This is a genomic window from Streptomyces sp. NBC_01716 (genome assembly GCF_036248275.1).
GTDB lineage: Bacteria > Actinomycetota > Actinomycetes > Streptomycetales > Streptomycetaceae > Streptomyces.
The window spans coordinates 1943074-1969695 of sequence record NZ_CP109181.1 but is presented as its reverse complement, the minus strand read 5'-3'; the positions used below and the strand labels follow the sequence as shown (position 1 = coordinate 1969695).

Sequence of the window (26622 nt, the reverse complement as noted above, 5' to 3'; positions counted from 1 at the left end):
CCTCTCTATTTCACGGCCAGTAGAGCCTCCTGGATCAGGTGGCCTCGGCTCCGCGAGGGGCTCTGGGAACGAGGCCGCGCTGCGCGACGCGGGCAGTGCGCCTCAACCAGACTGGGCGGCGTGGGTCGAGTTGACCGAGCTACAGATCATGTCGGGCCGCTGCTGGATTCCAGCGGTCGTCGCAACACAGGTTGAGGGCCGCATCGGTGTCGGTTGCGGCGGTGATCAGTGTTGCCAGTCGGTTTCGCCGCCTGGACCTACCAGGATGGGGTCGATTCCCGAGCCGGTGAGGTTCCACGACTCGTAGTCGGGGTCTGGCTCCACGCTGAGCCGAGAGCCGTCATCGAAGCCGAGCGAGAGGGTGCCTTGCCCGGTGACCTCGGTTTCGGTGCTCACCATCGACGCGGATGCGGCCGTCCGGGGCCTGATCGGTGAAGCTGATTCGGACCTGGTGGTCGAAGGCCGTGCATGTGACACGAGTGCCGATCAGCTCCGCGGGTGCTTTCACCGCTCCCCTGCCGCGGTTCTGCCGTGTGTCGACGGAAAGCCGACGACCGGCTCCAGTGGGCCTTGAGCAGTGTAGACAGGCGCTCGGCCGGCGTTTCCCAGCCGAGCGTCTTGCGGGGCCTGCTGGTCAGTTCGGCGGCGACGGCGTTCAGATGCTCGCGGGGGTGGACGGACAGGTCGGTGCCCTTGGGGAAGTACTGCCGGAGCCGGCCGTTCGTGTTCTCGTTCGAGCCGCGCTGCCAGGGACTGGCCGGGTCGCAGAAGTAGACAGGGACGTCCGTGGCGATGGTGAACTCGTGATGCCGTCCCATCTCGCTACCCTGGTCCCAGGTGACGGACCGTGTGAGGTCTGCCGGCAGGGTCGTCACGGCCTCCACCAGCGCGTCGCGGACCAGCTCGGTGCCGCGGTAGCGCGTACCCAACGGCGGCGATTGCCGTGGCAGCGCTCTCGGCCCTGAACCAGACTGCGGCCCGCTCCCGGGGCGCGAAGCGACGACGCGCGCTCCAGCGCATCGGTATAGAGCGTGGCACCACTGATCTTCGGGTGGAACGGCTCCATGGACGGAGGGATCCCAGGATTGTCCGCCTCGGACTTGCCCTCGGTGGTGACCGCGTGGACCGACTTGCGGTCACCACAGATCGCCTTGCCCTTGAAGTTCGGTTCGGGGTCGAGGAATGTAGCGCCCACCGCCGCTGCGGCAGCCGTCATCTCCCTTGCCAGGTGGGGAGAGATCGCGTGGTTCAGCCCCTCCCGCTTGGGCTGCTCCTCTGGAACAACTTGCGGTCGAGTGCATGGACGCTGCTCTCCTCGTCCGAGTCGTCGAATCCCTCGGCCGCGTCCAACCAGAAGGAAGGGTCCGGCATCGTGTGCGCCGCCTTTCGTACGTGGCCTCCCAACGCGGGCGGAAACGCTCCCGCGCCGATGTCGTGGGAGAGGACGCGCCGCCTCCCGCACGGGTTGCCTTCCGCCCTCACTCACCCCGACCGGGTGGTGCGACGTGGTGGTCTGAGTACACGTACTCATGAGGGCGGTCGCGGGCGGGCCCGATAGTGAGGGCCCGCCCCGAATACGAGGAGCAGTCTTGACCGCCACTCACCCCGCCCCCGCCCCGACGCTGGACGCGAGGCTGTCGCCCCGGCGCCGTCTGCCGGCCGCCCTCGCCGTCGCGGTGACCGCGGCGCTCGTCGTGTCGAGGTTCGGCGCGGCCGATCCGACGACCTGGGTGCTGGAGACGGTGTGGGTGATGGCGGGTCTGCCGCTGGCGATCCTGCTGCGCCACCGCTTCCCGCTGAGCGGTCTGCTGTGCGGGCTGCTGGCGGCGCACGCCCTGGTCCTCATCGTGGGCGGCCACTACACCTACGCGGAGGTGCCCGCAGGGGACTGGGTGCGCGACTGGCTCGGATGGGACCGCAACCCCTACGACCGCTTCGGCCACCTCGTGCAGGGCTTCGTCCCGGCCATCCTGGTACGCGAACTCCTCGTCCGCACCTCCCCGTTGCGAGGCAGCCGCTGGCTCGCCCCGCTCACCGTCTGCGCCTGCCTCGCCTTCAGCGCCGTCTTCGAGATGCTGGAATGGTTCGCGGCGGTCACCGGAGGCGAGGCCGCGGACGCTTTCCTGGGCACGCAGGGAGACGTTTGGGACACCCAGTGGGACATGTTCTGCGCCCTGATCGGCGCCACCTGCGCCCTGCTGCTCCTGAGCCGCGTCCACGACCGCGCCCTCTCCCGTCTGGGGCGGGGCAGGCTGATGCCGCGTTCCTTCAGATGGCACGCATGACCAGGCAATCCCGTCCACCCCGCGCCACTGCCCCTGGCTGGCCCGGCTCGGCGGGCGGCATGGTCGGCTACGTCGATCCCGCACCTGAGTGGCGAGGTACCTCCGTGCAGGTGTGCGGTCTGTGGCCGTTCGGCGCGGGCGCCGGGACCTCCATGGTCGGGGTGCCGCTCGGCCGTGACCCGGACTCCGGGGCTGGTGGGGCTCCTGGCCGGTGGGCCTGCGGTCGAGATCCTCGCCGATGCCGGCTACCAGGGGCTCGCGCGCAGACCGGGGGACGTGTAGAGGCGCCACCGCACCGCAAGTTCAAGAAGAACGCCCCGGACTGGTACGAGCAGATGCATGAGCGTCGGCGCAAGGCGCATTCCTCACGCCGTATCCGGGTCGAGCACGGCATCGCGCATCTCAAGAACTGGCGGGCGCCGGCCCGCCACGTCGGCCGCCGCGAGCACATGAGCGACACGGTCCAGGCCATCGCCTGCCTGCTGTCCCACCAGCAGACCGCGGACCTGACATCGGCTCAGCAGATGTGAAACCCAGGCCCCACCGAAGTCCTCGACGTCTCACCGCCAACCATGCACGAGCTCGTTAGGCACGCAGCGAGATCACCGTGGTGCCGGAGACCTGAGAGGGAGCCCTACGCGGCGTAAGCCTTTCTCTACGCTTCATGACCGTAGAGTCCCGTACCCGCGCTGCCATCTTCGTTGTTCGAGGCCGGGGATGAGCAACGCGCGGCGGCGTGCTCCGCAGAACTACGAGGTGAAGAGCAAGAGTTCGATGGCTGGGGCCGACATCACTGGCCCCCTCCGTGCGCCGGCATCCGGTGTCACCGGATGACAACGACGGACAGACGCAGATAAGCGCATGGAGCGGCCGGGTCCCGTCCCGGTGGAACTTAAGCGCTTAGGCTACGCTGGAACGCACTTGGCTCGGCGAGGAGGAGTCCGCATGCGCACGACGTTGGACCTGGCAGGACGTTGGACATGGACAGTCGTTGCGGACGGCCAGACTTCGGTGCCAGAATCGGCCATCCCGCTCATCGGCCAGGTCATCGATGCGCAGGTTCCAGGAGCGATCCACCTCGACCTGCTGGCAGCGGACCTCATCCCCGACCCCTTCGTTGACCAGAACGAGGACGAAGTCTCGTGGGTGTCGAGATGCGACTGGGGACTCAGCCGCACGTTCGCCGCCGCCGTTGGCGCAGAGCGGATCGACCTCGTCCTCGACGGTGTCGACACCGTCGCATCCGTCGCAGTCAACGGGCGGACGGTCGGAAGCACCCGGAACATGCATCGTTCCTCCCGGTTCGACATCACGGCGGTCGCGGCCGAGACGAATGCCGTCGATGTCCGATTCACGTCCGCGTACACGGAGGCGGAGCGATGGGAGCGCTCGCTCGGAGGCCGGCCCAGCGCCTATCCACAGCCCTTCGCGTTCATCCGGAAGATGGCGAGCAGCTTTGGCTGGGACTGGGGACCGACCCTCCCAGGTTGCGGATTGTGGCGCGACGTCAAGGTGGAGACGTGGAGCACTGCGCGGATCGCCGGGGTCCGTCCCCTGGTCGACTTGTTCGAGGACACCGGCATCCTCACCGCCCACATCGACCTCGAGCGAACCGGCTCGGGGGCAACACTCCCGTTCCACCTGGAGGTCGAGATCGCCGGGCAGGCTGTCCACGCCGAGGTCCAGCCCGGCGAGGACTCCGCGACCGTCGTCGTCGCCGTTCCCGACGTACGACGGTGGTACCCGCGAGGACTTGGCGAACCACACCTGTATCCGGTCGATGTCTCGCTCTGGTCCGGGAAGGAGCAGCTCGACGAGTACCACACACGGGTCGGCTTCCGGACTGTCGCCATCGACCGGGCACCCGACGCTCACGGCACCCCGTTCGTGGTCACGGTGAACGAGCGCCCTCTGTTCGTCAAGGGCGTGAATTGGATCCCAGAGAGTGTCTTCCCCGGGGCGGTCACCGCCGACCGCGTCCGGACCCGTCTGGAACAGGCCGCTGACGCGAACGTGAACCTCGTCCGCGTATGGGGCGGAGGGGTCTACGAGAGCGACGCGTTCTACAAAGCGTGCGACGAGCTCGGCCTGCTCGTGTGGCAGGACTTTCTCTTCGCGTGCGCCGCCTACCCCGAGGAGGAGCCGATCCGCTCCGAGATGCTCGCCGAGGCCCGCGAGAACATCGTGCGGCTCAGCTCTCATCCCAGCCTTGCCATCTGGAACGGGAACAACGAGAACCTCTGGATGCGCCTCGACAAGGACTGGGCGGCGCAGCCAGGAGGTGAGCTCACCTGGGGCGAGCGGTACTACCTCGAGTGGCTCCCGGACCTCGTTCGCGAGCTCGACCCCACCCGTCCTTACACGGAGGGGAGCCCTTGGTCGGGCAGCTGGGCGCACGACCCGAACGACACCGACCACCAGACGTTCCATTCCTGGGACGCCTGGAACGCGGATGACTACGCGGTCTACCGGGACAGCTCTCCGCGCTTCGTGTCCGAGTTCGGCTGGCAGGGCGCAGCGGCTTGGCGAACACTCCGAGATGCGATCACTGACCGGGAGCTGCGCATCGATGCCGAGAACGTGCGCCACCATCAGAAGGCCATTGACGGACACGCGAAGCTTGCGCGCAACCTCGCCCGGCACCTCCCGCCGACGGAGGACTTCGACCGGTGGCACCTGCAGACGCAGTGGATGCAGGTCGAGGCGGTCCGCACCGGCGTGCTGCACTGGCGCGCGAGCTGGCCGCGGACCACGGGCACTATCGTGTGGCAGCTCAACGACCTCTGGCCTGTCACGTCGTGGTCGGCGATCGACAGCGCCGGCCGCTGCAAGCCGCTCTACTTCGCCCTGCGCGACATCTACGCGCCGCGGGTCGTGACCATCGAGCCGTGTGACGGCGCACTGGAGCTCTGCGTCATCAACGACGACGACGAGGCGTGGGACACGATGGCGCACCTCGCTCGGCGGCGCCTCGACGGCGTGCCCGCCGCGGAGCGATCGCACTCGCTCTCGGTTCCTCCGCGTTCGGTGACCCGCCTCACGCTGCCGTCGGCTGTCGCCGAGTCGTCGGATCCAGGCTCCGAGTTCATCATCGCGACGGTCGACGACGAGCGGGCCGTCTGGCACTTCGCTTCGCCGAGGGATGCACGGCTCAACGGAACACCGCTGGAGGTCACGGTCACCGCCGTCACCGGTGGGCTGGACATCGGTGTCCGCTCGCATCACCTCGCGCGCGATGTGCTCGTCCAGCCGGACCGGATCCATCCCGAGGCGACGGTCGACCGTGGCTTCACCACCGTGCTGCCGGGGGAGACGGAGATCTTCCGTGTCCGCGCGCCGGAGCCGCTCGATGCCGCCTCGCCACAGGCTGCGTTCGTCGTTGCCTCGCTGAGCGATACCATCCACTCCGACTGACGGGAGCTGGCATCGGTGATGACGAGCGCTCCGCAGACCCGGCGGGTCACCATCGCGGACGTCGCGCGGGAGGCACAGACGTCGACCGCGAGCGTCTCCTATGCTCTGAACGGCCGGTCCGGTGTGTCTTCGGCCACGCGCGAACGGGTTCTCGAGGTGGCGGCCCGGCTCGGCTGGTCGCCAGCGAGCGCCGCCCGCACGCTGGCGGGTGCAGGCGCGGACACGATCGGTCTGGTGCTCAGCAAGGACCCTCGTGATCTCTCCGTCGAGCCGTTCTACATGCAGTTCATCGCCGGCGTGGAGGCGACGCTCGCGTCTCGCTCGATGGGGCTCCTGCTCGAGCTCGCGCCCGACGCGGACGCCGAGGCCGAGGCGATCCGGCGATGGCACATGTCGCGTCGTGTCGACGGCGTCCTGCTCACCGATCTGATCCCGGATGATCCGCGGATCTCCGTCGTGTCGGAGGGTGGCATCCCCGCGGTCGTCGTCGGCGACCCGAGGGTCGCCGCCGGACTGACGACGGTGTGGACGAACGACGCCGAGGCGATGCAGCAGGCAGTCGAGCATCTCGCGGCCCTCGGCCATCGACGCATCACCCGTGTTGCGGCCCCCCGCCGCTATGTGTACGCGGCCATCCGCGACGAGGCGTTCGAGCGCGCCGCTCGCGCCGCGGGCCTCGAACACGACATAGTGCGCACCGATCTCTCACAGGATTCCGGTGCGGCAGCCGCGCACACCGTGCTGTCGTCGCCCCGGGCGCCGACGGGTCTGTTGTTCGACAACGACGTCATGGCGGTCGTAGCGCTGACCACCGCACACGAACTGGGTCTCTCGGTCCCCAGCGACGTCTCCATTATCGCGTGGGACGACTCGCTGCTCTGCCGCCTCGTTACGCCGGGGCTGACCGCGCTCGGCCACGATGTCGTCGCCCTCGGGGCCCATGCCGCGCGCCGACTTCTCGACGTCATCGACGGCGCGGACCCGTCCACTCATCAGGACGCGACCCCAACGCTGCAGGTCAGAGCCTCGACCGGTCGTGCGCCGGACGAGGCCTGACCTTCGCGGCGGTCTACCAGCGGAGCGCGGGATCCCAGCGCAGCTGCACACCTCCGCGTTCGAGGTCGCGCTGGAAATCGCCGAGCCGGTGCGCATCGGAGCGCACTGCGGACGGCTCGAGGCCGTGGTCGAGGCAGTATGAGGCGAGGGCTCCCGCGGCCTCGCCGATGGACCACTCGACGGGCTGCAGTCGGTAGCTGCCGTTGGAGATGTGCGTGGTGCCGATGTTCTTCGCGGCGGGGAGAAGGTTCCGTACACGCTGCGGCAGGAGAGCGCCGAGCGGGATCTCGAACGGCTCCGGCAGGCCGCCGCCGCCCGCGCTGCCACCGGTCGTGGCGTGCCGGTCGATCCAGTAGTAGTGACCGACGCCCACGGTGTCCGGATAGCGCTCGGCGCCCCGGCCGTCGCGGAGGTCCCGGTCGAAGTCCTGCTCGAGGATCGTCCGCTCCGCTCGAATGCGGCGTGACTCCCGGAAGTACGGCATCATGGCGAAACCGTCCGACGTCCCCGTGACGCGCGGCGCGAGGCGCAGTCCGGGCCAGCCGACGCCGCCGTCGGGTCGCGGAGCCTCCGTCTGTAGCCAGTAGAGCAGCGACCGACTCAGCGCCTTCGACCGATCCCAGTGGACCGCCGCGTCGTCGCTGCCGAACACCGTACCGCCGGCGTAGTCGTTCATCGGCCAGTTCACGATGACGATGTCACTCTCGTACGCGCCGTCCTCGAACTGGCGCCGCGCTGCGACGCGGCGGTAGTTCCACAGCTCGGGGGCTTCGCCCATGTTGCGGTGGTCCACGTCGATGGCGAACGGGTCGTCGTCGTCGTTCACGCGCAGCGTGTACTGCCTGGCGATCGATCCGTCGTGGGCGGCACGGCGGAACCCGAGTATCTTCTCGCCGTCGAGCTGCGGCGGTCGCCACTCGCGGAAGAAGCCGTAGTCGTCGGGTCGGTCGATGGTGTGGTCCTGGCCGGCGAGGTGCTCGACCGCGAAGCACCAGGTGACGCTCTGCATGTCGAGGGGATCGCCGGTCTCCGGTGCGCCTGGCTCGCCGGTCTCGCCGCGGGCCTCGCGGCCGGTGACGAACTCGACTCCGCCGAGTTCCAGGAGGTCACCGAGCTCGGTCGCGTCCAGCACGAACGGCGCGGAGAGGTCGCACACATCTCCCGCGCGATCGCGTACCGTCACCGCGGTGACGCGGTCACCGTCGGTGTGGACAGCGACGGGCGACGTCTTGAGCATGAGCGTGAGTCGTCCGGACGCTTCGTACGGGCGCAGCATGCTGTGGATCACCGCGAGGATGACCTTCGGCTCGACGCTGAGCGGACTGACCCACGCCGCGCCGGGGTTAAGGTGCTGGTCGGTTCTCGCGGCTGCGGTGAGCGGATAGTAAGTCCGGTAGTGCTCGCGGACGAGCTCGCGGAACTGGGCGTAGCTGCGGTTGCGGCCGGTTGTCTCGATGCGTCGGTGCTCGTCGCTGGGCACCAGTTGAGCCGTCAACTGTCCTCCCAGCCACGGCGTCTGCTCGGTCATGATCACCGATCTGCCGCGGCGCAATGCCGCGAGGGCGGCGGAGACGCCGCCGACGCCACCACCGATGATGAGAAGGTCAGCTTGCTGTCGTGTCACGGGAGAACACCTTTCTTTCCCGAAAACTCTAGGTAAGTTTCTCGATCATACGTAAGTAAAATCTCTCAAGGTGACGTCGTTCGCCGTAGACTTCCAGAACTCAAAGTGATCGAAGGGATACCCATGCGCGAGAAGGAGCGTCGGCCGTCGCTTGCCGAGGTGGCGGGCGAGGCGGGTGTCTCGATCTCCACCGTCTCGAAGGTCGTGAACGGGGCGCCGGACGTCGCCGCCGACACCCGTGTGCGGGTGGAGTCCGTGTTGCGCGACAAGCAGTACCTGTCGCCGAAGCAGCGCTCCCGGCGTGATCTGGCGACGGTGGTGGTCGTGCTCTCGAGCTCAAGCATGTCGTCGCCAATTACCGTGGAGATCCTTCGCGGCGTCATGCGCGCGGCCCACGAGGCCGGGCTTGAGCTCGTCCTTCTCGACCTTCCCGACGGAGTGCCCGCCGCGGGGTGGATCGAGCGGACGAAGCGGAACGGGCCGGTAGCCGTGATCGCGCTGAAATCCCGTCTGAGGACGGAGGAGCGGGCGAAGCTCGCGAAGAACTCAGTCCCGCTCGTCGAGGTCGACACCTACCGGTTGCCGGACAACGACTCGTATTCCGTTGGCGCGACAAACTTCGCAGGCGGCATGGCGGCCACACAGCATCTGCTGTCGCTCGGGCACACGCGCATCGGTTTCCTCAGCGGCGTGTCCGACACGCAGGCGTCGATCGCGCGCAAGCACGGGCACCTGGCCGCGCTCGCCTCTGCGGGGATCCAGCCCGGCGCCGACATCGTCGAGGAGGGCGACTTCACATACGAATCGGGACTGCGGGCCGCGGAGTTGCTCTTGGGCCGGCCGGACCGCGTCACGGCGATCTTCGCGGCGAGTGACGCCCAGGCGGCCGGGGTCCTGGAAGCCGCGCGACGTGCCGGCATGTCCGTCCCGCGCGACCTCAGTGTCACAGGGTTCGACGATCAACCCGTCGCGCGGATGACGGCGCCGCAGCTGACGACCGTCAGGCAGCCGTCGGAGGCAATGGGGTCGTACGCGGTGGACGTCGCGCACAAGCTGCTGCTCGGCGGAGCGCCTCCCGTGTACCACACCGATCTCGCGACAGAGCTCATCGTGCGGGACTCGACAGCAGCTCCGCAAGTTACCGAAAATATGCCTTGATTTTCTCGGTAGCTAGTACTTTACTTTCCTGCGGAGCGCTACGAGGCGCGGAATGAGTACGAGGGAGTACTTCATGCGAGCTACCCGATCCCGAAGAGCCGCCATCGCGCTCAGCGGAGTTCTGGCCCTGTTCCTCAGCGCATGCAGCGGCGGCGACACCAGCGCGTCAGGTCCGGCCGACCTGAAGATGGCGCTCTGGTCATCCAATAAAGATCACCTGGCATTGCTGCAGAAGATCGGCGACAGCTATGCCGCCAAGCACGGTGACGAGGTCGCGTCGATCACGTTCGAGCCCGTCACGAACCCGGACTACATCGCCGGGCTGACGACGCAGCTAGCCGGTGGCGACGTTCCCGACCTGGCCTGGATACCCGAGGCGAGCGGCCCCGAGTTCGTCGACGCGGGCGTCCTGCACGATGTCCGCGACACGCTGGAAGGCGCCGACGGCTACGACCTCGACGACATCCTCCCCGCCGCGCTCGCTCCGTGGCGGGACGACAACGACGGCCTCTACGGGTATCCGTTCTCCAATTCGCCGTTCGCGCTCTACGTCAACGAAGACCTCCTGGCGACCGCCGGCCAGCCCGATGTGGCATCACTGGTCGGGACCCCGGACTACACGTGGCAGACGATCGCCGACATCGCAGCGGCGACGAACAGCAAGACAAAGGCCGTGGGGTTGAACGTCCCCACGTTCAACACCACGAACTGGAGCGCGGTGACCATGCTCGGCAACGCATGGGGTGCCGCCCCGTGGTCCGAGGACGGCGCGACGTGCGAGTTCGCGTCGCCGGAGATGATCGACTACCTCACCTGGTACCAGAAGCAGATGAGCCGCGGCGCCATCCCCCCCGTCTCGGCGAAGGCGGAGCCCGCGGCGTTCGCGAGCGGCGACGTGGCCTTCAGCGTCGCGCAGCTCAGTCAGTCGGGGAGCCTCGACGACAGCTTCGAGTGGTCGTTCCTCCCCCTCCCGGCAGGGCCGAAGGGCTACCACCCCATCGTCGGACAGGGGGGAATGAGCGTGCTTGAACGCAGCGGCCACAAGGAGCAGGCGGCCGGATTCCTCGCCCACCTGACGAACCCCACGAACGCCGAGCTCCTCGCGCAGTTCTTCCCGCCGCCCCGTAAGTCGCTCCTCAATGTGAAGACGCTCTCCCAGGCCGCGCCGAAGCTCTCGCCCGAGGCGATCCAGTCGGCGATTATCGACGTGGTCCCCGAGGCCTCGGTGAAGCCGCAGCACCCGGTGCTCTCACAGTTCTCCGACAAGGTCCGCGCAGGCCTCGACTCGGTGTGGTCGGGAGGCGACGTGAAGACCGCCGTCACCGGCATATGCGAGCAGATCTCGCCGACGCTCAAGGGCTGACCCCAGTGACCGCACGCACCTCCGCAGCGAACGACCGAAAAGTCATGGAGAGCCGGCGCCCCCGTCCTGACGGGGACCGCTGGCTCGGCGTGGCCTTCGTCGCGCCCCAGGTCCTCGGCGTCATCATCCTCGGTGTCGTCCCCTTCCTCTTCGTCATCTGGTACAGCTTCAACGAGTGGCGGCCGCTCACCGGCGAGATGGAGTTCACCGGACTCGACAACTACTCCCGCCTCTTCGCTGATCCGACCTTCTCCGCGTCGGTCATCGCGAGTCTGCTCTTCAGCGTGGGCGTCCTCGTGCTGAACCTCGTGGTCGCCATCAGCCTCGCCGTCCTCCTCAACCGGCGGATGAAGGGCATCACTGCGTTCCGCACGATCTTCTTCTCACCCGTCGTGGTGTCCGTCGTCGCCTGGTCCGTGACGTGGGGCTTCCTCCTCGCCCCCAACGGAGGCCTCAACGGCGCACTCCAGCTTGTCGGCATCGACGGAACCAGCTGGCTCGCCGACTCCTCGACCGCGCTCATCTCCCTCGTCGTCGTGCAGGTGTTCAAGGGCGTCGGCATGAACATGGTGCTCTTCCTCGCTGCTCTCCAGAGCGTCCCGGAGGAGATCCGGGAGGCTGCGCAGCTGGACGGCGCGTCGCCGTGGAGATCGTTCTGGTCAATCACGGTCCCGATGATCGCGCCGACGATCCTCCTCACCGGGATCCTCACCACCATCGGCTCGCTCGAGGTGTTCGCTCCCGTGCAGCTGCTCACCGACGGCGGGCCGGGCAATGCGACGAACGTCCTGCCGTTCTTCCTCTACCGCACGGCCTTCGTCAGCCAGCAGTTCGGATACGCCAGCGCAATCGGCGTCGTGCTGTTCGCCATCATCCTGGCACTGACGATGCTGCAGTGGACCTCCCGCCGGAAGTGGGTACACGATGAGGTCTGATGCATCGAGGGCGGCACGCAGCCGCTCGCGGGTGACGACCGTCACGCTGTACGTGCTGCTCGTGGTCGCATCCATCCCGTTCCTCTATCCGACGCTGTGGATGTTCTTCTCGTCGTTCAAGCCGGCGAACGAGATCTTCCTCCAGCCCCCCACCCTGCTGCCCAGGGAGTGGACGCTGGACGGATTCGCGCAGGTGTTCACCGCGCAGCCGTTCCTGCGGCAGTACGGCAACTCGATGTACATCGCGGTGGTCGTCACCGCGGCATCGATCCTGCTGTCGGCGATGGCGGGCTACGCCTTCGCCCGCATCCGCTTCCCTTTGCGCAACGCGGCGTTCACGCTCATGCTCGCCACGATGATGGTGCCGACCGAGGTGACGATCATCCCGATCTTCACGGCGGTCAAGGCGATGGGTCTCACCAACACGCACTGGCCGCTCATCATCCTGCCGATCTTCGGGCCCACGGCGGTCGTCTCCGTGTTCATCTTCCGGCAGCACTTCCTCAGCTTCCCGAAGGAATACGAGGAGGCCGCACGGCTGGACGGCGTGTCACGTGCCGGGGTGTTCTTCCGGATAGCCCTCCCGCTGGCGACGCCGGCGATCGCGGCGGTCGGGATCATGGCGTTCCTGCGCTCGTTCAACATGTACTTCGAGGCGCTCATCTTCCTGCGGACCCCCGAGAACTTCACGCTCGGGCTCGCGATCACGCGCTATCAGGACTTCTACGGCGAGCAGATGTGGAACACGCAGCTCGGCGCCGCGTCGCTGACCGTCGTCCCGATCCTCGTGGTGTTCCTCATCGCACAGAAGCAGTTCGTCCAGGGCCTCGCCCAGACGGGGCTCAAGGGATGAGCTGACCCACCACAGCGACGACGCGGACCGGACGCCGCCGCTGACCTCATCGCCCCGGTCGAGAGACGAAGGAGTCGAGACGATGCATGAGGATCAGACACGCCCACCGATGCTGCCGGCGCTCAGCCGACGTAACTTCCTGGTCGGCGTCGGCACCACCGCGGCGGTGATCGGGATAGGGAATGCGGGAGCGGCGCCCGCGCTGGCGACATCGGACGGCACCGTGCTGCCACTCGTCGCCCCGCTCCCGGCCGGGCAGCCGGTGCGGACCCAGTTCGCGCCCAACGAGCAGGTACTGGCCGCGTACCTGATGATCGTCGCTCCGCTCGCCAACAGCGTCCGGGACGTCGCGCCGAACTACGGGTGGATGGAGGACGGCTGGTGGCGCACGCCCAACGAGCCGTACAACTCCCGGATCATGGAGCACGTCGCCACCCTCTCGTGGTTCTATGCCAACGATCGGCCGTGGAACCCGTACTACCGCGACCCCGCGCTCCTCGCGCGCCTGGACGCCGCCCTCGGCTACTACCTCTCCCTGCAGCACGCCGACGGGTCGTACCCGGAGTACTCGCCGACCGAGCACCACCTCTCCCCGACCGGGTTCGGCACCGTCGCGCTCGCCGCCGTCCTCCGGGACCTCCGCGCGGCCGGTGAGCTCTACGACCGCCGACTGCAGATCCGCGACGCCATCCGCGACAGCTCCGCGTGGCTCGTCGACACCTCCCGTCCGCACTGGAACCGCCCGGTCCAGTTCGCCAACCAGGTCGTCGCGGGGCTCTCCGGCGTCGTCGAAGCGGCACACGTCCTCGGCGAACCGGCCGTCAGCGCCTCCGTCCCGAACCGGCTGCAGATCATCCTCAAGGACGGACAGGCGCCCGCCGGGTTCTTCCACGAGCCCGTCGCACCGGACGCCGGGTACAACTTCGACGTGATGCTCCCTGATCTCGGCGCGCTGTACAAGCGGCTGCCGGACCCGGCCATCATCCAGCTGGCCGAGCGGTTCGCCGCCTGGTGGGGGTACATCGTCGTCATGGAACCCGGCCGCAAGGAGGGCTTCATCCTCTCCGGGACGAGCGCGCGCAACATCGTCGCGACGTTCGTCACCACCCCGGTGGACGACGTGGACCGCAGCGCGCTCGCGCGGACCCTGGTGCCCCACGTGCCTGCCCTGGGCGCGTTCTTCGCCAGCTCGGAGGAGAAGACGCAAGCGCGCAACGCCTGGAGGGACTCCACGGCGCCGGTCTCGCCTCGGCAGAAACAGGACTCGTCGCCGCGGCTGCACATGCACGTCCCGCAGGCCCCGCTCGGGATCCCTGGAGCCCAGCGCGACGCACAGGTCGCCGCATTGCGCTATCTGCGCGAGTCCACGTTCACCGAACTCCGCAAGGGCACCCTCAACCAGCAGTACGTGTTCGTCCGCCGTCCCGGCTACTACACCGCCGGTCTCTACGGCGTGCGGCAGAACTCGCTCCAGCGGATGGGGACGAACGCCTTCTGGCACCCCGTCGCGGGCATGCTCGCCCTCACAGTCAACAGCACAGGTCCGGATGACTGGACGACCGTGGCCGACACCGTCGGCACCGCCTCCTCACGTGGCCCGGTGAGCGCGACGCACCATGCCGGGTCGACGGCGTCCGGTGCCGTCATCCCGGCGGACGCGCTGACCGGATACGCGGGCGTGTTCACCACGAGGTACGTGACCGCGGACGGCGCTGTGAGAACGGACGTGACGCATCGCGCTGATGGAATCAGGCGTGTGCTCACCACACCGGGAGCCTCCCGCGAACGCATCCCTCTCATCATCGGCACCGGAGATCAAGTGGCCTTCGCGAACGGCACGCCGGCGCCCTACGGACAGGAGACGATCACCGTCACCCGAGGGCTCACCGTCACCCGCGGAAGCATGAGGTTCATCATCGACTGGGGAGTGGGCCGTGAAGCGAAGTATGCTCCGATGGACCGGTCATACCTGGGCAATCGCACTCATCGCATCCTCACCATCAGCTTTTCCGGGACCCTCTCCGTGGATCTCCGTGTCGAGCCGGTGAGCTGAGTCGAGCAGTCCGCGTCGGCGCTGGTCAGCTCTCCGGCGCCGGCACGAACCCGCTCGGCGGCTTCTCGACCAGCATGCTGCGGAATGCCCGACGATGCACCGCCCTGGCGAGATCGAGCCGGGGGTGAGTGCCGGCCAGGGCTGTGAGCGGTTGTGACCAGTACGCGGTCGGGGCGGTCAACGACCTGGCCTCGTTCGGCCTGGGCGCCTACCAAGACAACCCGGGGCCCCTCAGGAGCCGGTCCCTGCCGGGGCTTCACATCGAGGCCGCGCAACTGCCTTATGACGGCCGTCTCCTGGGCCCCGTACGGCTCGCCAATCTGTCCGGTGTTCAGCCCGGCGCGCTCAAGGAGCAACAGCAGTTCGTGCGGCGTGGCGACCAGAACAGATGCGGACGGTTCGTCGGCGGGCAGCCCGACCTGGGCGGCGGGGTGCGAGGCCGCTGTCTCCGTTCCTGCCGTACGGGTGAGAGTAATAATTGATTCCTGCATGGCCTCTGTAGCCTCATTCGTTATCTGTCTTGCGTGCGTCTCGCTGGCTTCGTGGTGATCGCTGTCCTCGGCCACGGGCAGCAGTGGGGGCGCGGTGGGAAGAATGTGCGGTCGTGTCGTAGCGGATGGCGATGCCGCGCCATTGCTTCAGCTTGTTGATGCAGCGCTGGACGGTGTTTCGCTGTTTGTATGCGTTGCGGTCGAACGCGGGTGGTCTGCCGCCCTGGCTTGCCCCGGCGCAGTCGGTGGCCCCGTTGATCGGCCGGGATAGGGATGACTGCCCGGATTCCGCGTTTGCGCAGGTGCTCGCGGATCGCGCGGGAGGAGTACGCCTTGTGGGCCAGGACCACATCGGGCCGGGTGCGGGGCCGTCCCCGTGGTCGGGGAACGCGCAGGCGGGCCATCACGTGGGTGAAGGCGGGCGCGTCGCCCGCCTGCCGGGCGGTCAGCACGAAGGCCAGGGCCTGCACCGGTCGTCGGCCGCGAGGTGGCCCTTCGTGGTCAGCCCGCCGCGGGACCGGCCGATGGCATGATCGTGCGGCTCGCCGGCCGGGGCCCCTTTTCACGGGCCCCGGCCGCGTGCTGATGTGCGCGCACGATCGCGGAGTCCACCGAGACCGCCCAGTTCAGGTCCTCATCGGCGTCGGCCTGGGCCATCAGCGCGGTGAAGACCCGCTCCCAGGTGCCGTCGACGGCCCACATCCTCAACCGGTTGTAGCCCCCCGCCAGTTGCCGTACTTCTCCGGCAGGTGCACCCACTGCGATCCGGTCCGGAACTTCCACGCGATCGCATCGATCACCTCACGGTGATTCCGCCACCGGCCACCCCGCCGGGGCGTCCGGTCCGGCAGCAACGGCTCAATCCGCGCCCACTGCGCGTCGGTCAACGGCACACCCGGACCAACGATCAGATGATCCGAACGAAACGGCCTAGCAGGACGACCAGCGCATGCCGCACGCCACGCGGATCCCGCACGTCCGGCACCTCGGCCTGGCGCTGCAGCAGGCCCGAGATCTCCTCGGCCGCGGCCTCGGAAGGCTCACGCAGTTGGTCACTCGCTGGTACGAGAACGAAACAGCATCTGCAGTGCTGCGCAGCTTCAGCAGATGCTCCGGCTCCAAGGATGCGCGCGGTCATACGGCCGTGTGGGGTGGAGAGGTCGATCAGCCCGGCCTGTACCCAGGTGCGCCGGTGCGGTCCTGTGAGATACGTGCATAGACGTAACAGCGGATCGCGCGGCGAGTCGTCTCGATCGCCGCTGTGAGAATCGGGGGTATGGCCCTGATCCTGTCAAGGAAGTATGTCCTATCGGAGAGTTCGGGCCGCCCACACAGATGGCGGTGTTCACCATGGCCGTCACGACCACGAAGGAGGAGAAGGCCGCATGAACGACAACCCCACGACCAACGAGACCCGCACCCTGCCCGTCACCGACCTCTCCCTCGTCGTCCTCATCGGCGCCACCGGCTCCGGCAAGTCGACCTTCGCGCGCGCCCACTTCAAGCCCACCGAGGTCATCTCCTCCGACTTCTGCCGCGGCCTCGTCGCCGACGACGAGAACGACCAGAGCGCCAGCGGCGACGCCTTCGACGTACTCCACTACATCGCGGGCAAGCGCCTCGCCGCCGGCCGCCGCACGGTGGTCGACGCCACCAACGTCCAGCCGGAGAGCCGCCGGCAGCTCGTGCGGCTCGCCAGGGAGCACGACGTGCTGCCCATCGCCATCGTCCTCGATCTCCCCGAAGGGATATGCGCCGAACGCAACGCCGCCCGCCCCGACCGCGCCGGCATGCCCCGCCATGTCATCAAGCGCCACCAGCGGGAACTACGCCGTTCGCTGCGCGGGCTCGAACGCGAGGGCTTCCGCAAGGTCCACATCCTGCGCACCGTCGAAGAGGTCGAGCGCGCCGAGGTCGTCACCGAGCGCCGCTACAACGACCTCACCCACCTCACCGGCCCCTTCGACATCATCGGCGACATCCACGGCTGCCGCTCCGAGCTGGACACACTGCTGGCCGAGCTCGGTTACCCGGACGGCGACGGTGCGCACCCCGAAGGCCGTACGGCGGTCTTCGTCGGTGACCTCGTCGACCGCGGCCCCGACAGCCCCGGCGTGCTGCGCCGCGTGATGCGCATGGTCGCCGCGGGCAACGCGCTGTGCGTGCCGGGCAACCACGAGAACAAGCTCGGCCGCCGGCTCAAGGGCCGCAAGGTCCAGCTGACCCACGGACTCGCCGAGACCGTCGAGCAGTTGGAGAAGGAGGACGACGCCTTCCGCGCGGAGGTGCTGGCCTTCATCGACGGTCTTGTCTCCCACTACGTCCTGGACGGCGGCAAGTTGGTCGTCTGCCATGCCGGACTGCCGGAGAAGTACCACGGCCGCACATCGGGCCGGGTCCGTTCGCACGCGCTGTACGGCGACACGACCGGCGAGACGGACGAGTTCGGCCTGCCCGTGCGCTACCCGTGGGCCGAGGACTACCGGGGCCGGGCGGCGGTCGTGTACGGGCACACCCCCGTACCGAACACCTCCTGGATCAACAACACCATCTGCCTCGACACCGGCGCCGTCTTCGGCGGCAGGATGACGGCGCTGCGCTGGCCCGAGCGTGAGCTGGTCGACGTACCGGCGGAGCGCGTCTGGTACGAGCCGGCGAAGCCGCTGCACACGGCGGCCCCCGGCGGCCGTGAGGGCCGGCCGCTCGACCTCGCCGACGTGCACGGCAAGCGTGTCGTGGAGACCCGCCACATGGGCCGGCTCGCGGTGCGCGAGGAGAACGCGGCGGCGGCCCTTGAGGTCATGAGCCGTTTCGCGGTCGACCCGCGGCTGCTCGCCTACCTGCCGCCGACCATGGCGCCCACCGCGACGTCACGCGAGGACGGTTTTCTGGAGCACCCGGCCGAGGCGTTCGCGCAGTACCGCGACGACGGTGTGGAGCGGGTCGTGTGCGAGGAGAAGCACATGGGCTCGCGCGCGGTGGCCCTGATCTGCCGCGACGCGGCCGTGGCGCGCGAGCGCTTCGGCATAGGTGACGCAGACGCAGACGGCGGCGCGGGCGGCCACGACGCACCGACCGGCGCCCTGCACACCCGCACCGGCCGGCCCTTCTTCGACGACCCGGCGGTCACCGAGGAGATCCTGGGCCGCCTCCGTACGGCCGTCGGCGCCGCCGGTCTCTGGGACGAGCTCGAAACGGACTGGCTGCTCCTCGACGCCGAGCTGATGCCCTGGTCGCTGAAGGCCACCGGCCTGCTGCGCACGCAGTACGCGGCGGTCGGCGCGGCTGCGGGCGCCGCCTTCCCGGCCGTGACGGGTGCGCTCGAAGCGGCCGTGGCCCGCGGCGTCGACGTGGGCGCGCTGCTGGCCGGCCAGCGGGAACGGGCCGCCGACGCGGCGGCGTTCACGGAGCCGTACCGCCGCTACTGCTGGGAGACGGACGGCCTGGAGGGCGTACGGCTCGCGCCGTTCCAGCTCCTCGCCGCGCGGGGCCGCAGTCTGGCCGCCGTGCCGCACGACCGGCAGCTGGCCTGGCTCGACCGCCTGACCGAGCACGACCCGACCGGTCTGCTCCAGGTCACCCGGCGGCTGGTCGTGGAGACGGGCGACGAGGCGTCGGTGGGGGCCGGGGTCGACTGGTGGCTGGAGATGACCGGGCGCGGCGGCGAGGGCATGGTCGTCAAGCCGCTCCAGGCTCTCGTACGGGACGGCAAGGGTCGGCTGGTGCAGCCGGGCATCAAGGTGCGCGGGCGGGAGTACCTGCGGATCATCTACGGCCCCGAGTACACCCGGCCTGCGAGTCTGGAGCGGCTGCGCGGCCGGTTCCTGGGGCACAAGCGGTCGCTGGCGCTGCGGGAGTACGCGCTCGGCCTCGAAGCGCTGGACCGGCTGGCGGACGACGAGCCGCTGTGGCGCGTCCACGAGGCGGTGTTCGCGGTGCTGGCACTGGAGTCGGAACCGGTCGACCCCCGGCTCTAGGCCCCGTCCGGCGGATCTTCGCGGGCCCGGGGCCCCGGCCCCGTCACCCCGTCGCCCGGTCTCTGGGGCATTCGCCGTGTGAAAGCCACCCGATCCGCGAGGATGGGGGCATGGGATTCCACGTCGACTCCGAGACCGGGCGGCTGCGCCGCGTCATACTGCACCGCCCCGACCTGGAGCTCAAGCGGCTCACCCCCAGCAACAAGGACATGTTGCTGTTCGACGACGTGCTCTGGGTGCGCCGCGCGCGCGAGGAGCACGACGGCTTCGCCGACGTCCTGCGCGACCGTGGCGTCAAGGTCCATCTCTTCGGCGACCTGCTCCGCGAGTCCCTGGACATCCCGACGGCACGCGCCCTCGTCCTGGACCGTGTCTTCGACGAGAAGGAGTACGGGCCGCTCGCCACCGACCACCTCCGCGCGGTCTTCGACTCGCTGCCGACGGACGAGCTCGCTGAGGCGCTGGTCGGCGGGATGACCAAGCGGGAGTTCCTGGACAGTCACGCCGAACCGACCTCCGTCCGCTTCCATGTCATGGACCTGGACGACTTCCTGCTCGACCCGCTGCCGAACCACATCTTCACGCGCGACACCTCCGCCTGGATCTACGACGGTGTCTCGATCAACGCGATGCGCTGGCCCGCCCGGCAGCGCGAGACCGTCCATTTCGAGGCGATCTACAAGCACCACCCGCTCTTCACCGGACCGGACGCCGGACCCTTCCACCACTGGTCGGAGGGGCAGGCCGACTATCCCTCCACCATCGAGGGCGGCGATGTCCTGGTCATCGGTGAGGGCGCCGTGCTGATCGGGATGAGCGAGCGCACCACGCCGCAGGCCGTCGAGATGCTGGCGCGCGGGATGTTCGAGGCCGGCTCGGCCCGGACGATCGTGGCGCTCGACATGCCCAAGCGGCGCGCCTTCATGCATCTCGACACGGTGATGACGATGGTCGACCGCGACGTCTTCACGCAGTACGCGGGCCTCGGCATGCTCCGCTCGTACACGATCGAGCCGGGCGCGGGCGGGAACGAACTCAAGGTGACCGACCATCCGCCGGAGCACATGCACCGCGCGATCTCCGCCGCCCTGGGCCTGGACAGGATCCGTGTCCTGACCGCGACCCAGGACGTGCACGCGGCCGAGCGCGAGCAGTGGGACGACGGCTGCAACGTGCTGGCCGTGGAGCCGGGGGTGGTCGTGGCGTACGAGCGCAACGCCACGACCAACACCTTTCTGCGCAAGCAGGGGATCGAGGTGATCGAGATCCGTGGCAGTGAGCTGGGCCGGGGGCGGGGCGGGCCGCGCTGTATGAGCTGCCCGATCGAGCGGGACGCCGTGTGATCCAAGCGGCCGCCCGGCCTCAGGACCCTCTGTATACCAATACGGAATGGCGTATATAGTTCCAAGGTCTCTGTATCGGTCCCGTACAGGTCCCGGTATCCCCCCAGTCCCCGTATTCGCGAAGCAGGAGCAGCCACCATGGCGATACAACTCGCAGGCCGCCACTTCCTCAAGGAGCTCGACTTCACCGCCGAGGAGTTCCGTGGGCTGGTCGAGCTGGCCGCCGGGCTCAAGGCTGCCAAGAAGGCGGGCAACGAGGTCCAGCTCCTGCGCGGCAAGAACATCGCCCTCATCTTCGAGAAGGCATCCACCCGCACCCGCTGCGCCTTCGAGGTGGCCGCCGCCGACCAGGGTGCCTCCACGACGTACATCGACCCGGCCGGCTCGCACATCGGGAAGAAGGAGTCCGCGAAGGACACCGCCCGCGTGCTCGGCCGGATGTTCGACGGCATCGAGTTCCGGGGCGACGCGCAGTCGACCGTCGAGGAGCTGGCCGCCCACGCCGGAGTGCCCGTCTTCAACGGACTCACCGCCGACTGGCACCCCACCCAGATGCTCGCCGACGTGCTCACGATGACCGAGCACACGGACAAGCCGCTGGACCGGATCGTCTTCGCCTACCTCGGCGACGCCCGCTACAACATGGGCAACTCCTACCTCGTCACCGGCGCGCTGCTGGGCATGGACGTACGGATCGTCGGGCCCCGCGCCTACTGGCCGGCGGACGACGTCGTCGCCGTGGCACGCAAGGCCGCCGAGATCAGCGGCGCCCGCATCACCCTCACCGAGTCCATCGCGGAGGGTGTCAGCGGCGCCGACTTCGTGGCCACGGACGTATGGGTGTCGATGGGGGAGCCGCAGGAGGTCTGGGACGAGCGCATCGCGGCGCTCGGCCCGTACAGCGTGACGATGGACGTGCTGAGCGCGACCGGGAATCCGGACGTGAAGTTCCTGCACTGCCTCCCGGCCTTCCACGACCTCGGGACGGTCGTCGGGTGGGAGATCCACGAACGCCACGGGCTCACGGAACTCGAAGTGACCGACGAGGTCTTCGAGTCCGCGCACTCGGTGGTCTTCGACGAGGCGGAGAACCGGCTGCACACCATCAAGGCCGTACTCGTCGCGACGCTGGCCCCTGACCTGGCCCCGGGCCTCGCGCCCGCCCCCGCGCCCGGCCAGGCGCGCCGGTGACGCCGGGCGGCTCAGCGTGCTGACAGCGTGAACCAGACCGCCTTGCCCTGATCCGTCGGGCGATGACCGCAGTCGGCGCTCAGCCTGCGGATCAGGAGCAGCCCCCGGCCGTGCTCCTGCCAGGGGTCCGGCATCTGGCCGGGCACCGGCGTCGTCAGGTCGCCCGGCGGGCCGGGGTCGCCGTCGTGGACCTCGATCTGGCAGCCCGACGGCAGCAGCTCGACCACCAGCTCTATGGGGACGGCCGGATCCGTGTGCTCGACGGCGTTGGCGACCAGCTCAGCGGTCAGCAGCTCCGCCGTGTCGCTGTCCGCCGTCGGCCCGATGTCGGCCAGCGCCGTACGGATCAGGGCACGCGCCATCGGCACAGCTGCCGCGTTGTGCGGCAGTGTGATGCGCCAGAAGGCGGTGTCCGGTCTTTCGGGCAAGGCGGGAATTCCGTTCGAGGTGCTGTTCCGAGGTGCTGTGGAGATGCCACGAGATCCAGGGCCGGAACGTGGGGAGTCTCCCGGCACGGGAGGGGCTTGGGCCAGCTTTACGGAGCGTAAACATGTTCACAAGGGGCAGCGGACCGCTGGAAATGGGACCTCCGCCACATATCACCCGGGACCTTTGGCGGCACCGGTGAGACGCGCCCGACGCGGTCGGCGCGCACCTTATCGCGTACTCGTGACGGAAGTCACGGACAAGTGATACCTTGCTTTCGAGGGTCCGCGGGGTCCGCCCCGGCGTCCCGCGCCCACCGGGCGACCGGCACACAGCATCGAGCTGAAGGAGGCCGCACCCCATGAGCCCGTTCTCCGGCTCCACCCCCCGCACCGAGGAGTGGCGCCATCTGCGGCTGACACGCGAGGACGGCGTCGCGACCGTCACCCTCGCCCGGCCCGACAAACTCAACGCCCTCACCTTCGGCGCCTACGCCGACCTGCGCGACCTGCTCGCCGAGCTGTCCAGGGAGCGGTCCGTCCGTGCCCTCGTGCTGGCGGGCGAGGGGCGCGGCTTCTGCTCGGGCGGAGACGTGGACGAGATCATCGGTGCCACGCTCTCCATGGACACCGCCCAGCTCCTCGACTTCAACCGGATGACGGGACAGGTCGTCAGGGCCGTACGCGAATGCCCGTTCCCGGTGATCGCCGCCGTGCACGGGGTCGCGGCCGGTGCCGGTGCGGTCCTCGCGCTGGCGGCCGACTTCCGGGTCGCCGACCCCACCGCGCGCTTCGCGTTCCTCTTCACCCGCGTCGGTCTCTCCGGCGGTGACATGGGCGCGGCCTATCTGCTGCCGCGCGTCGTCGGCCTCGGGCATGCCACCCGGCTGCTGATGCTGGGCGAGCCCGTGCGTGCGCCCGAGGCCGAACGGATCGGCCTCATCAGCGAGTTGACCGACGAGGGCGCCGCCGGCACCCGCGCACACGAACTCGCCCGCCGGCTCGCGGACGGCCCGGCCCTCGCGTACGCGCAGACCAAGGCGCTGCTCACGGCCGAGCTGGACATGCCGCTCGCCGCGTCCGTCGAACTGGACGCGGCCACGCAGGCGTTGCTGATGAACGGCGAGGACTACGCGGAGTTCCACGCCGCCTTCACGGAGAAGCGCCCGCCCAAGTGGCAGGGCCGCTGACCGTGTCGGCGCGGGCACAGGCACCGTCGCAGGCACCCGCGCCGGTGGGCCGGGCAGCCGGGGAACCTCTCAGGATCGCCGTCATCGGCGGCGGCCCCGGCGGGCTGTACGCCGCCGTCCTGCTCAAACGGCTCGACCCGCGCCGCGAGATAACCGTCTGGGAGCGCAACGCCCCCGACGACACCTTCGGTTTCGGGGTCGTCCTCTCCGACGAGACCCTCGGCGGTATCGAGCACGCCGACCGCACCGTCCACAGCGCCCTCCAGGACGAGTTCGTGCGCTGGGACGACATCGACATCGTCCACCGGGGCCGCACCCTGACCTCCGGCGGTCACGGCTTCGCCGCCCTCGGCCGCCGCCGGCTCCTCGAAATCCTGCACGAGCGCTGTACGGGACTGGGCGTACGGCTCCGCTTCCGCACCCAGGCACCGCCCGCCGCCGAACTCGCCGCCACCCACGATCTGGTGATCGCCGCCGACGGGGTCAACAGCCGCACCCGCCAGACCCACGCCGATGTCTTCCGGCCCACCGTCACCACCGAGCGCTGCCGCTACATCTGGCTCGCCGCCGACTTCGCCTTCGACGCGTTCCGCTTCGAGATCGCCGAGACCGAGCACGGTGTGATGCAGCTGCACGGTTATCCGTTCTCGCCCGACGCCAGCACCGTCATCGTCGAGATGCGCGAAGAGGTCTGGCACGCCGCCGGGTTCGACACGCTCGACGAGCGGCAGTCCACCGAGCAGTGCGCCAAGATCTTCGCGGACGCGCTGGACGGCCGGGCGCTGCGCGCCAACAAGTCGTCCTGGACCGCGTTCCGTACGGTCGTGAACGAACGCTGGAGCCACGGCAACGTGGTCCTCATCGGCGACGCCGCCCACACCGCGCACTTCTCCATCGGCTCCGGCACGAAGCTCGCCGTCGAGGACGCCCTGGCGCTCGCGGCGTGTATCGAGGAGCAGGGGCCGGAGCTGCCCGCCGCGCTCGCCGCGTACGAGGCCGAGCGGCGGCCCGTCGTGGAGTCCACGCAGCGCGCGGCGGCGGCGAGTCTGCGCTGGTTCGAGGAGCTGGCGACGTATACGGACCAGCCGGCCCGGCAGTTCGCGTTCGGCCTGCTCACCCGGAGCCGCCGCGTCACGCACGACAATCTGCGCCTGCGCGACGCCGGATTCACCGGCGCGGTGGAGGCGGACTTCGGCTGCGAGCCCGGTACGCCCCCGATGTTCACCCCCTTCCGGCTGCGGGGACTGACCCTGCGCAACCGGGTCGTCGTCTCGGCCATGGACATGTACGTCGCCGAGGACGGCATGCCCGGCGACTTCCATCTCGTGCATCTCGGGGCGCGTGCCCTCGGCGGGGCGGGTCTCGTCATGACCGAGATGGTGTGCGTGAGCCCGGAGGGCAGGATCACGCCGGGCTGCACGGGGCTCTGGACGGACGAACAGGGCGCGGCGTGGCGGCGGGTGACGGACTTCGTGCACCACGGCGCACCCACCGGGGCAGGCGAGCACGGCGCCGCGATCGGCGTTCAACTCGGCCACTCCGGACGCAAAGGCTCCACCCGCCTCATGTGGGAGGGCATGGACCAGCCTCTGCCGGACGGCAACTGGCCGCTGTCCGCCGCCTCCGCCCTCCCGTACCTGCCGGAGGTCGGCCAGGTCCCGCACGCCCTCGACCCGGCCGGACTGACCGCGATCCGCGAGCAGTTCGCTTCGGCGGCCCGCCGCGCGGCCGACGCGGAGTTCGACCTGCTCGAACTCCACTGCGCCCACGGGTACTTGCTCTCCGGCTTCCTCTCCCCGCTGACCAACACCCGGACCGACGCGTACGGCGGCGACCTCGCGGGACGGCTCCGCTATCCGCTCGAAGTCTTCGACGCGGTACGGGAGTTGTGGCCGGACTACCGGCCGATGACGGTACGGATCTCCGCCACCGACTGGGCCATGGGCGGCAACACCGCCGAGGAGGCGGTCGAGATCGCCCGCGCGTTCGTCGCGCACGGCGCCGACGCGATCGACGTGTCGACCGGGCAGGTCGTCGCCGAGGAACGCCCCGAGTTCGGCCGCTCCTACCAGACACCGTTCGCCGACCGGATCCGTAACACCCTCTCGGTGCCGGTGGTCGCCGTCGGCGCCATCTCGTCGTGGGACGACGTCAACTCACTGCTGCTGGCCGGCCGCGCCGACCTGTGCGCGCTGGCCCGCCCCCACCTCTACGACCCGCACTGGACCCTGCACGCGGCGGCCGACCAGGGCTACAGCGGTCCTGCCGCGCCGTGGCCACTGCCGTACCGCGCGGGCAGCCGCACACCCCCGACGGGCCGCACGGACGGCCCAAAACCGAGGCTCACCCTGAGCTGAGCTGACCTGCCCCTGGCCCCGGCATCCCCGCCCGCCCCGGCAGGTCACCTCACTTCACGCGGGGTGTACGAACCGCGCCCCCGCCTCCCGCAGTTGGGCGTGCAGCGCCGTGAAGACCTCCGCCGAACGCCCGCCCGGCCACCCCCGGGGCAGCAGCTCCACCGGCAACCCCGGGTCGGCATAAGGCAGTTGGCGCCAGGAGTCGAGGGCGAGCAGATAGTCCCGGTAGGCGTCCTCGGCCGAGGCGGGGGCCGGTCCGTGCGTCTGCCACCGCCGCAGCACCGGCTCGTGCGCCGTCAGGAACCCGGTGTGCAGCGTGGCGATCTCCCCGAGGTCCCACCACCGCCCCACCGCATCCGCCGTCGCCGCGAAGCCCAGGTGCCCGCCGCGGAACAGGTCGACGTACGGGTCGAGCCGCAGCCGCTCCAGCGCGTGCCGCGTCTCCTCGTACAGATGGCCCGGCGCGATCCACACACCCGGCGCGGCGGTCCCGAAGCCCAGCCGGGCCAGCCGCGACCGCAGCTGATGACGCTTGTGCCGCTCGGCCTCCGGGACGGAGAACACCGCGAGCACCCAGCCGTCCGACAGCCGGGGCACCGGACGGTCGTAGATGCGCCGGTCGCCGTCGTCGAGCAGTTGCCGCGCGCCGGCCGACAGCGCGTAACCCGCCGCGCCCTCCGCCGTGCGCTCGGCGATCAGCAGCCCCCGGCGCTTGAGCCGCGACACCGACGACCGCACCGACGGCGCGTCGACCCCGAGCGCGCCGAGCAGCCGGACCAGCTCGGCCACGGCGAGCGGGGCGCCGTCCGGTGTCCGGCCGTACGCGCCGTACAGGGTGACGATCAGGGATCGCGGAGTGTGCTGCTCGGCCACGTGATCACTCTAAGGGGTGGGCGGAACGGCTTCT

At 69.4% G+C, this 26622-nt stretch carries 19 protein-coding genes and 2 pseudogenes; 14 read left to right on the top strand and 7 right to left on the bottom strand.

Going from position 1 to position 26622, the window contains the following annotated elements:
* Positions 1 to 225 precede the first annotated feature (225 nt).
* From OIE74_RS08435 to OIE74_RS08425, 3 genes and pseudogenes are all read right to left on the bottom strand, one after another.
* On the bottom strand, positions 226 to 399 hold the full coding sequence (locus OIE74_RS08435; protein WP_329380237.1) for a DUF6188 family protein: 174 nt from the start codon (positions 397 to 399) through the stop codon (positions 226 to 228).
* 182 nt (positions 400 to 581) lie between these two features.
* Positions 582 to 914 (bottom strand): annotated as a pseudogene (locus OIE74_RS08430) (IS30 family transposase); the annotation flags it as partial.
* Positions 872 to 1216, bottom strand: a complete 345-nt coding sequence (locus OIE74_RS08425; RefSeq protein WP_329380234.1) for a hypothetical protein — start codon at positions 1214 to 1216, stop codon at positions 872 to 874. The pseudogene OIE74_RS08430 and the gene OIE74_RS08425, both read right to left, overlap by 43 nt.
* 373 nt (positions 1217 to 1589) lie before the next feature.
* Here OIE74_RS08425 and OIE74_RS08420 point away from each other — a divergent pair, with 373 nt between their 5' ends.
* The 4 genes from OIE74_RS08420 (at position 1590) to OIE74_RS08405 (ending at position 6755) form a co-directional block, all read left to right on the top strand.
* Positions 1590 to 2285 carry a DUF2238 domain-containing protein gene (locus OIE74_RS08420; RefSeq protein ID WP_329380230.1) on the top strand — a complete coding sequence of 232 codons (696 nt, stop codon included), beginning with the start codon at positions 1590 to 1592 and terminating at the stop codon, positions 2283 to 2285.
* Between the two features lie 335 nt (positions 2286 to 2620).
* The gene (locus OIE74_RS08415) at positions 2621 to 2815 is read left to right on the top strand and encodes a hypothetical protein (RefSeq protein WP_329380227.1); all 195 of its coding nucleotides are present in this window, start codon (positions 2621 to 2623) and stop codon (positions 2813 to 2815) included.
* Between the two features lie 331 nt (positions 2816 to 3146).
* Positions 3147 to 5699 (top strand): glycoside hydrolase family 2 protein, encoded by a 2553-nt coding sequence (locus OIE74_RS08410; RefSeq protein WP_329380224.1) that lies wholly within the window; start codon positions 3147 to 3149, stop codon positions 5697 to 5699.
* An 18-nt stretch (positions 5700 to 5717) separates the two neighbouring features.
* Complete coding sequence (locus OIE74_RS08405; RefSeq protein ID WP_329380221.1) at positions 5718 to 6755, top strand: LacI family DNA-binding transcriptional regulator; 1038 nt, start codon at positions 5718 to 5720, stop codon at positions 6753 to 6755.
* A gap of 13 nt (positions 6756 to 6768) precedes the next feature.
* Here OIE74_RS08405 and OIE74_RS08400 read toward each other — a convergent pair whose 3' ends face one another.
* Positions 6769 to 8379 carry an FAD-dependent oxidoreductase gene (locus tag OIE74_RS08400; protein ID WP_329380218.1) on the bottom strand — a complete coding sequence of 537 codons (1611 nt, stop codon included), beginning with the start codon at positions 8377 to 8379 and terminating at the stop codon, positions 6769 to 6771.
* 123 nt (positions 8380 to 8502) lie between these two features.
* On the opposite strand from OIE74_RS08400, the gene OIE74_RS08395 reads away from it, so the two are divergent.
* The 5 genes from OIE74_RS08395 (at position 8503) to OIE74_RS08375 (ending at position 14741) form a co-directional block, all read left to right on the top strand.
* Complete coding sequence (locus OIE74_RS08395) at positions 8503 to 9537, top strand: LacI family DNA-binding transcriptional regulator (RefSeq protein WP_329380215.1); 1035 nt, start codon at positions 8503 to 8505, stop codon at positions 9535 to 9537.
* 73 nt (positions 9538 to 9610) lie between these two features.
* Positions 9611 to 10900: an ABC transporter substrate-binding protein gene (locus OIE74_RS08390; protein ID WP_329380213.1), complete on the top strand. Its 1290-nt coding sequence runs from the start codon at positions 9611 to 9613 to the stop codon at positions 10898 to 10900.
* A gap of 44 nt (positions 10901 to 10944) precedes the next feature.
* Positions 10945 to 11835, top strand: coding sequence for a carbohydrate ABC transporter permease (locus OIE74_RS08385; protein ID WP_329380211.1), 891 nt, complete (start codon positions 10945 to 10947; stop codon positions 11833 to 11835).
* Between the two features lie 31 nt (positions 11836 to 11866).
* On the top strand, positions 11867 to 12688 hold the full coding sequence (locus tag OIE74_RS08380; RefSeq protein ID WP_329380209.1) for a carbohydrate ABC transporter permease: 822 nt from the start codon (positions 11867 to 11869) through the stop codon (positions 12686 to 12688).
* An 82-nt stretch (positions 12689 to 12770) separates the two neighbouring features.
* Positions 12771 to 14741 carry a twin-arginine translocation signal domain-containing protein gene (locus tag OIE74_RS08375; protein WP_329380206.1) on the top strand — a complete coding sequence of 657 codons (1971 nt, stop codon included), beginning with the start codon at positions 12771 to 12773 and terminating at the stop codon, positions 14739 to 14741.
* Positions 14742 to 15245: 504 nt separating this feature from the next.
* Here the strand turns inward: OIE74_RS08375 and OIE74_RS08370 are convergent.
* Positions 15246 to 16125: pseudogene (locus tag OIE74_RS08370) on the bottom strand (IS5 family transposase).
* A 492-nt stretch (positions 16126 to 16617) separates the two neighbouring features.
* Here OIE74_RS08370 and OIE74_RS08365 point away from each other — a divergent pair.
* The 3 genes from OIE74_RS08365 (at position 16618) to argF (ending at position 21743) form a co-directional block, all read left to right on the top strand.
* Positions 16618 to 19209 (top strand): polynucleotide kinase-phosphatase, encoded by a 2592-nt coding sequence (locus tag OIE74_RS08365; protein ID WP_329380203.1) that lies wholly within the window; start codon positions 16618 to 16620, stop codon positions 19207 to 19209.
* Between the two features lie 110 nt (positions 19210 to 19319).
* Positions 19320 to 20552: an arginine deiminase gene (locus tag OIE74_RS08360; RefSeq protein ID WP_329380200.1), complete on the top strand. Its 1233-nt coding sequence runs from the start codon at positions 19320 to 19322 to the stop codon at positions 20550 to 20552.
* Between the two features lie 138 nt (positions 20553 to 20690).
* The gene (argF, locus tag OIE74_RS08355; protein ID WP_329380197.1) at positions 20691 to 21743 is read left to right on the top strand and encodes an ornithine carbamoyltransferase; all 1053 of its coding nucleotides are present in this window, start codon (positions 20691 to 20693) and stop codon (positions 21741 to 21743) included.
* A gap of 11 nt (positions 21744 to 21754) precedes the next feature.
* Here argF and OIE74_RS08350 read toward each other — a convergent pair whose 3' ends face one another.
* Positions 21755 to 22171, bottom strand: a complete 417-nt coding sequence (locus OIE74_RS08350; RefSeq protein WP_329380194.1) for an ATP-binding protein — start codon at positions 22169 to 22171, stop codon at positions 21755 to 21757.
* A 359-nt stretch (positions 22172 to 22530) separates the two neighbouring features.
* On the opposite strand from OIE74_RS08350, the gene OIE74_RS08345 reads away from it, so the two are divergent.
* A complete protein-coding gene (locus tag OIE74_RS08345) occupies positions 22531 to 23358 on the top strand; it encodes an enoyl-CoA hydratase family protein (protein ID WP_329380191.1) in 828 nt (275 codons plus the stop codon).
* Positions 23359 to 23402: 44 nt separating this feature from the next.
* Entirely contained in the window at positions 23403 to 25715 is a 2313-nt protein-coding gene (locus OIE74_RS08340; RefSeq protein ID WP_329392210.1) for a bifunctional salicylyl-CoA 5-hydroxylase/oxidoreductase, read from the top strand.
* A 54-nt stretch (positions 25716 to 25769) separates the two neighbouring features.
* On the opposite strand, the gene OIE74_RS08335 is transcribed toward OIE74_RS08340, so the two are convergent.
* Entirely contained in the window at positions 25770 to 26588 is an 819-nt protein-coding gene (locus OIE74_RS08335; protein WP_329380189.1) for a PaaX family transcriptional regulator, read from the bottom strand.
* Between the last annotated feature and the right edge of the window lie 34 nt (positions 26589 to 26622).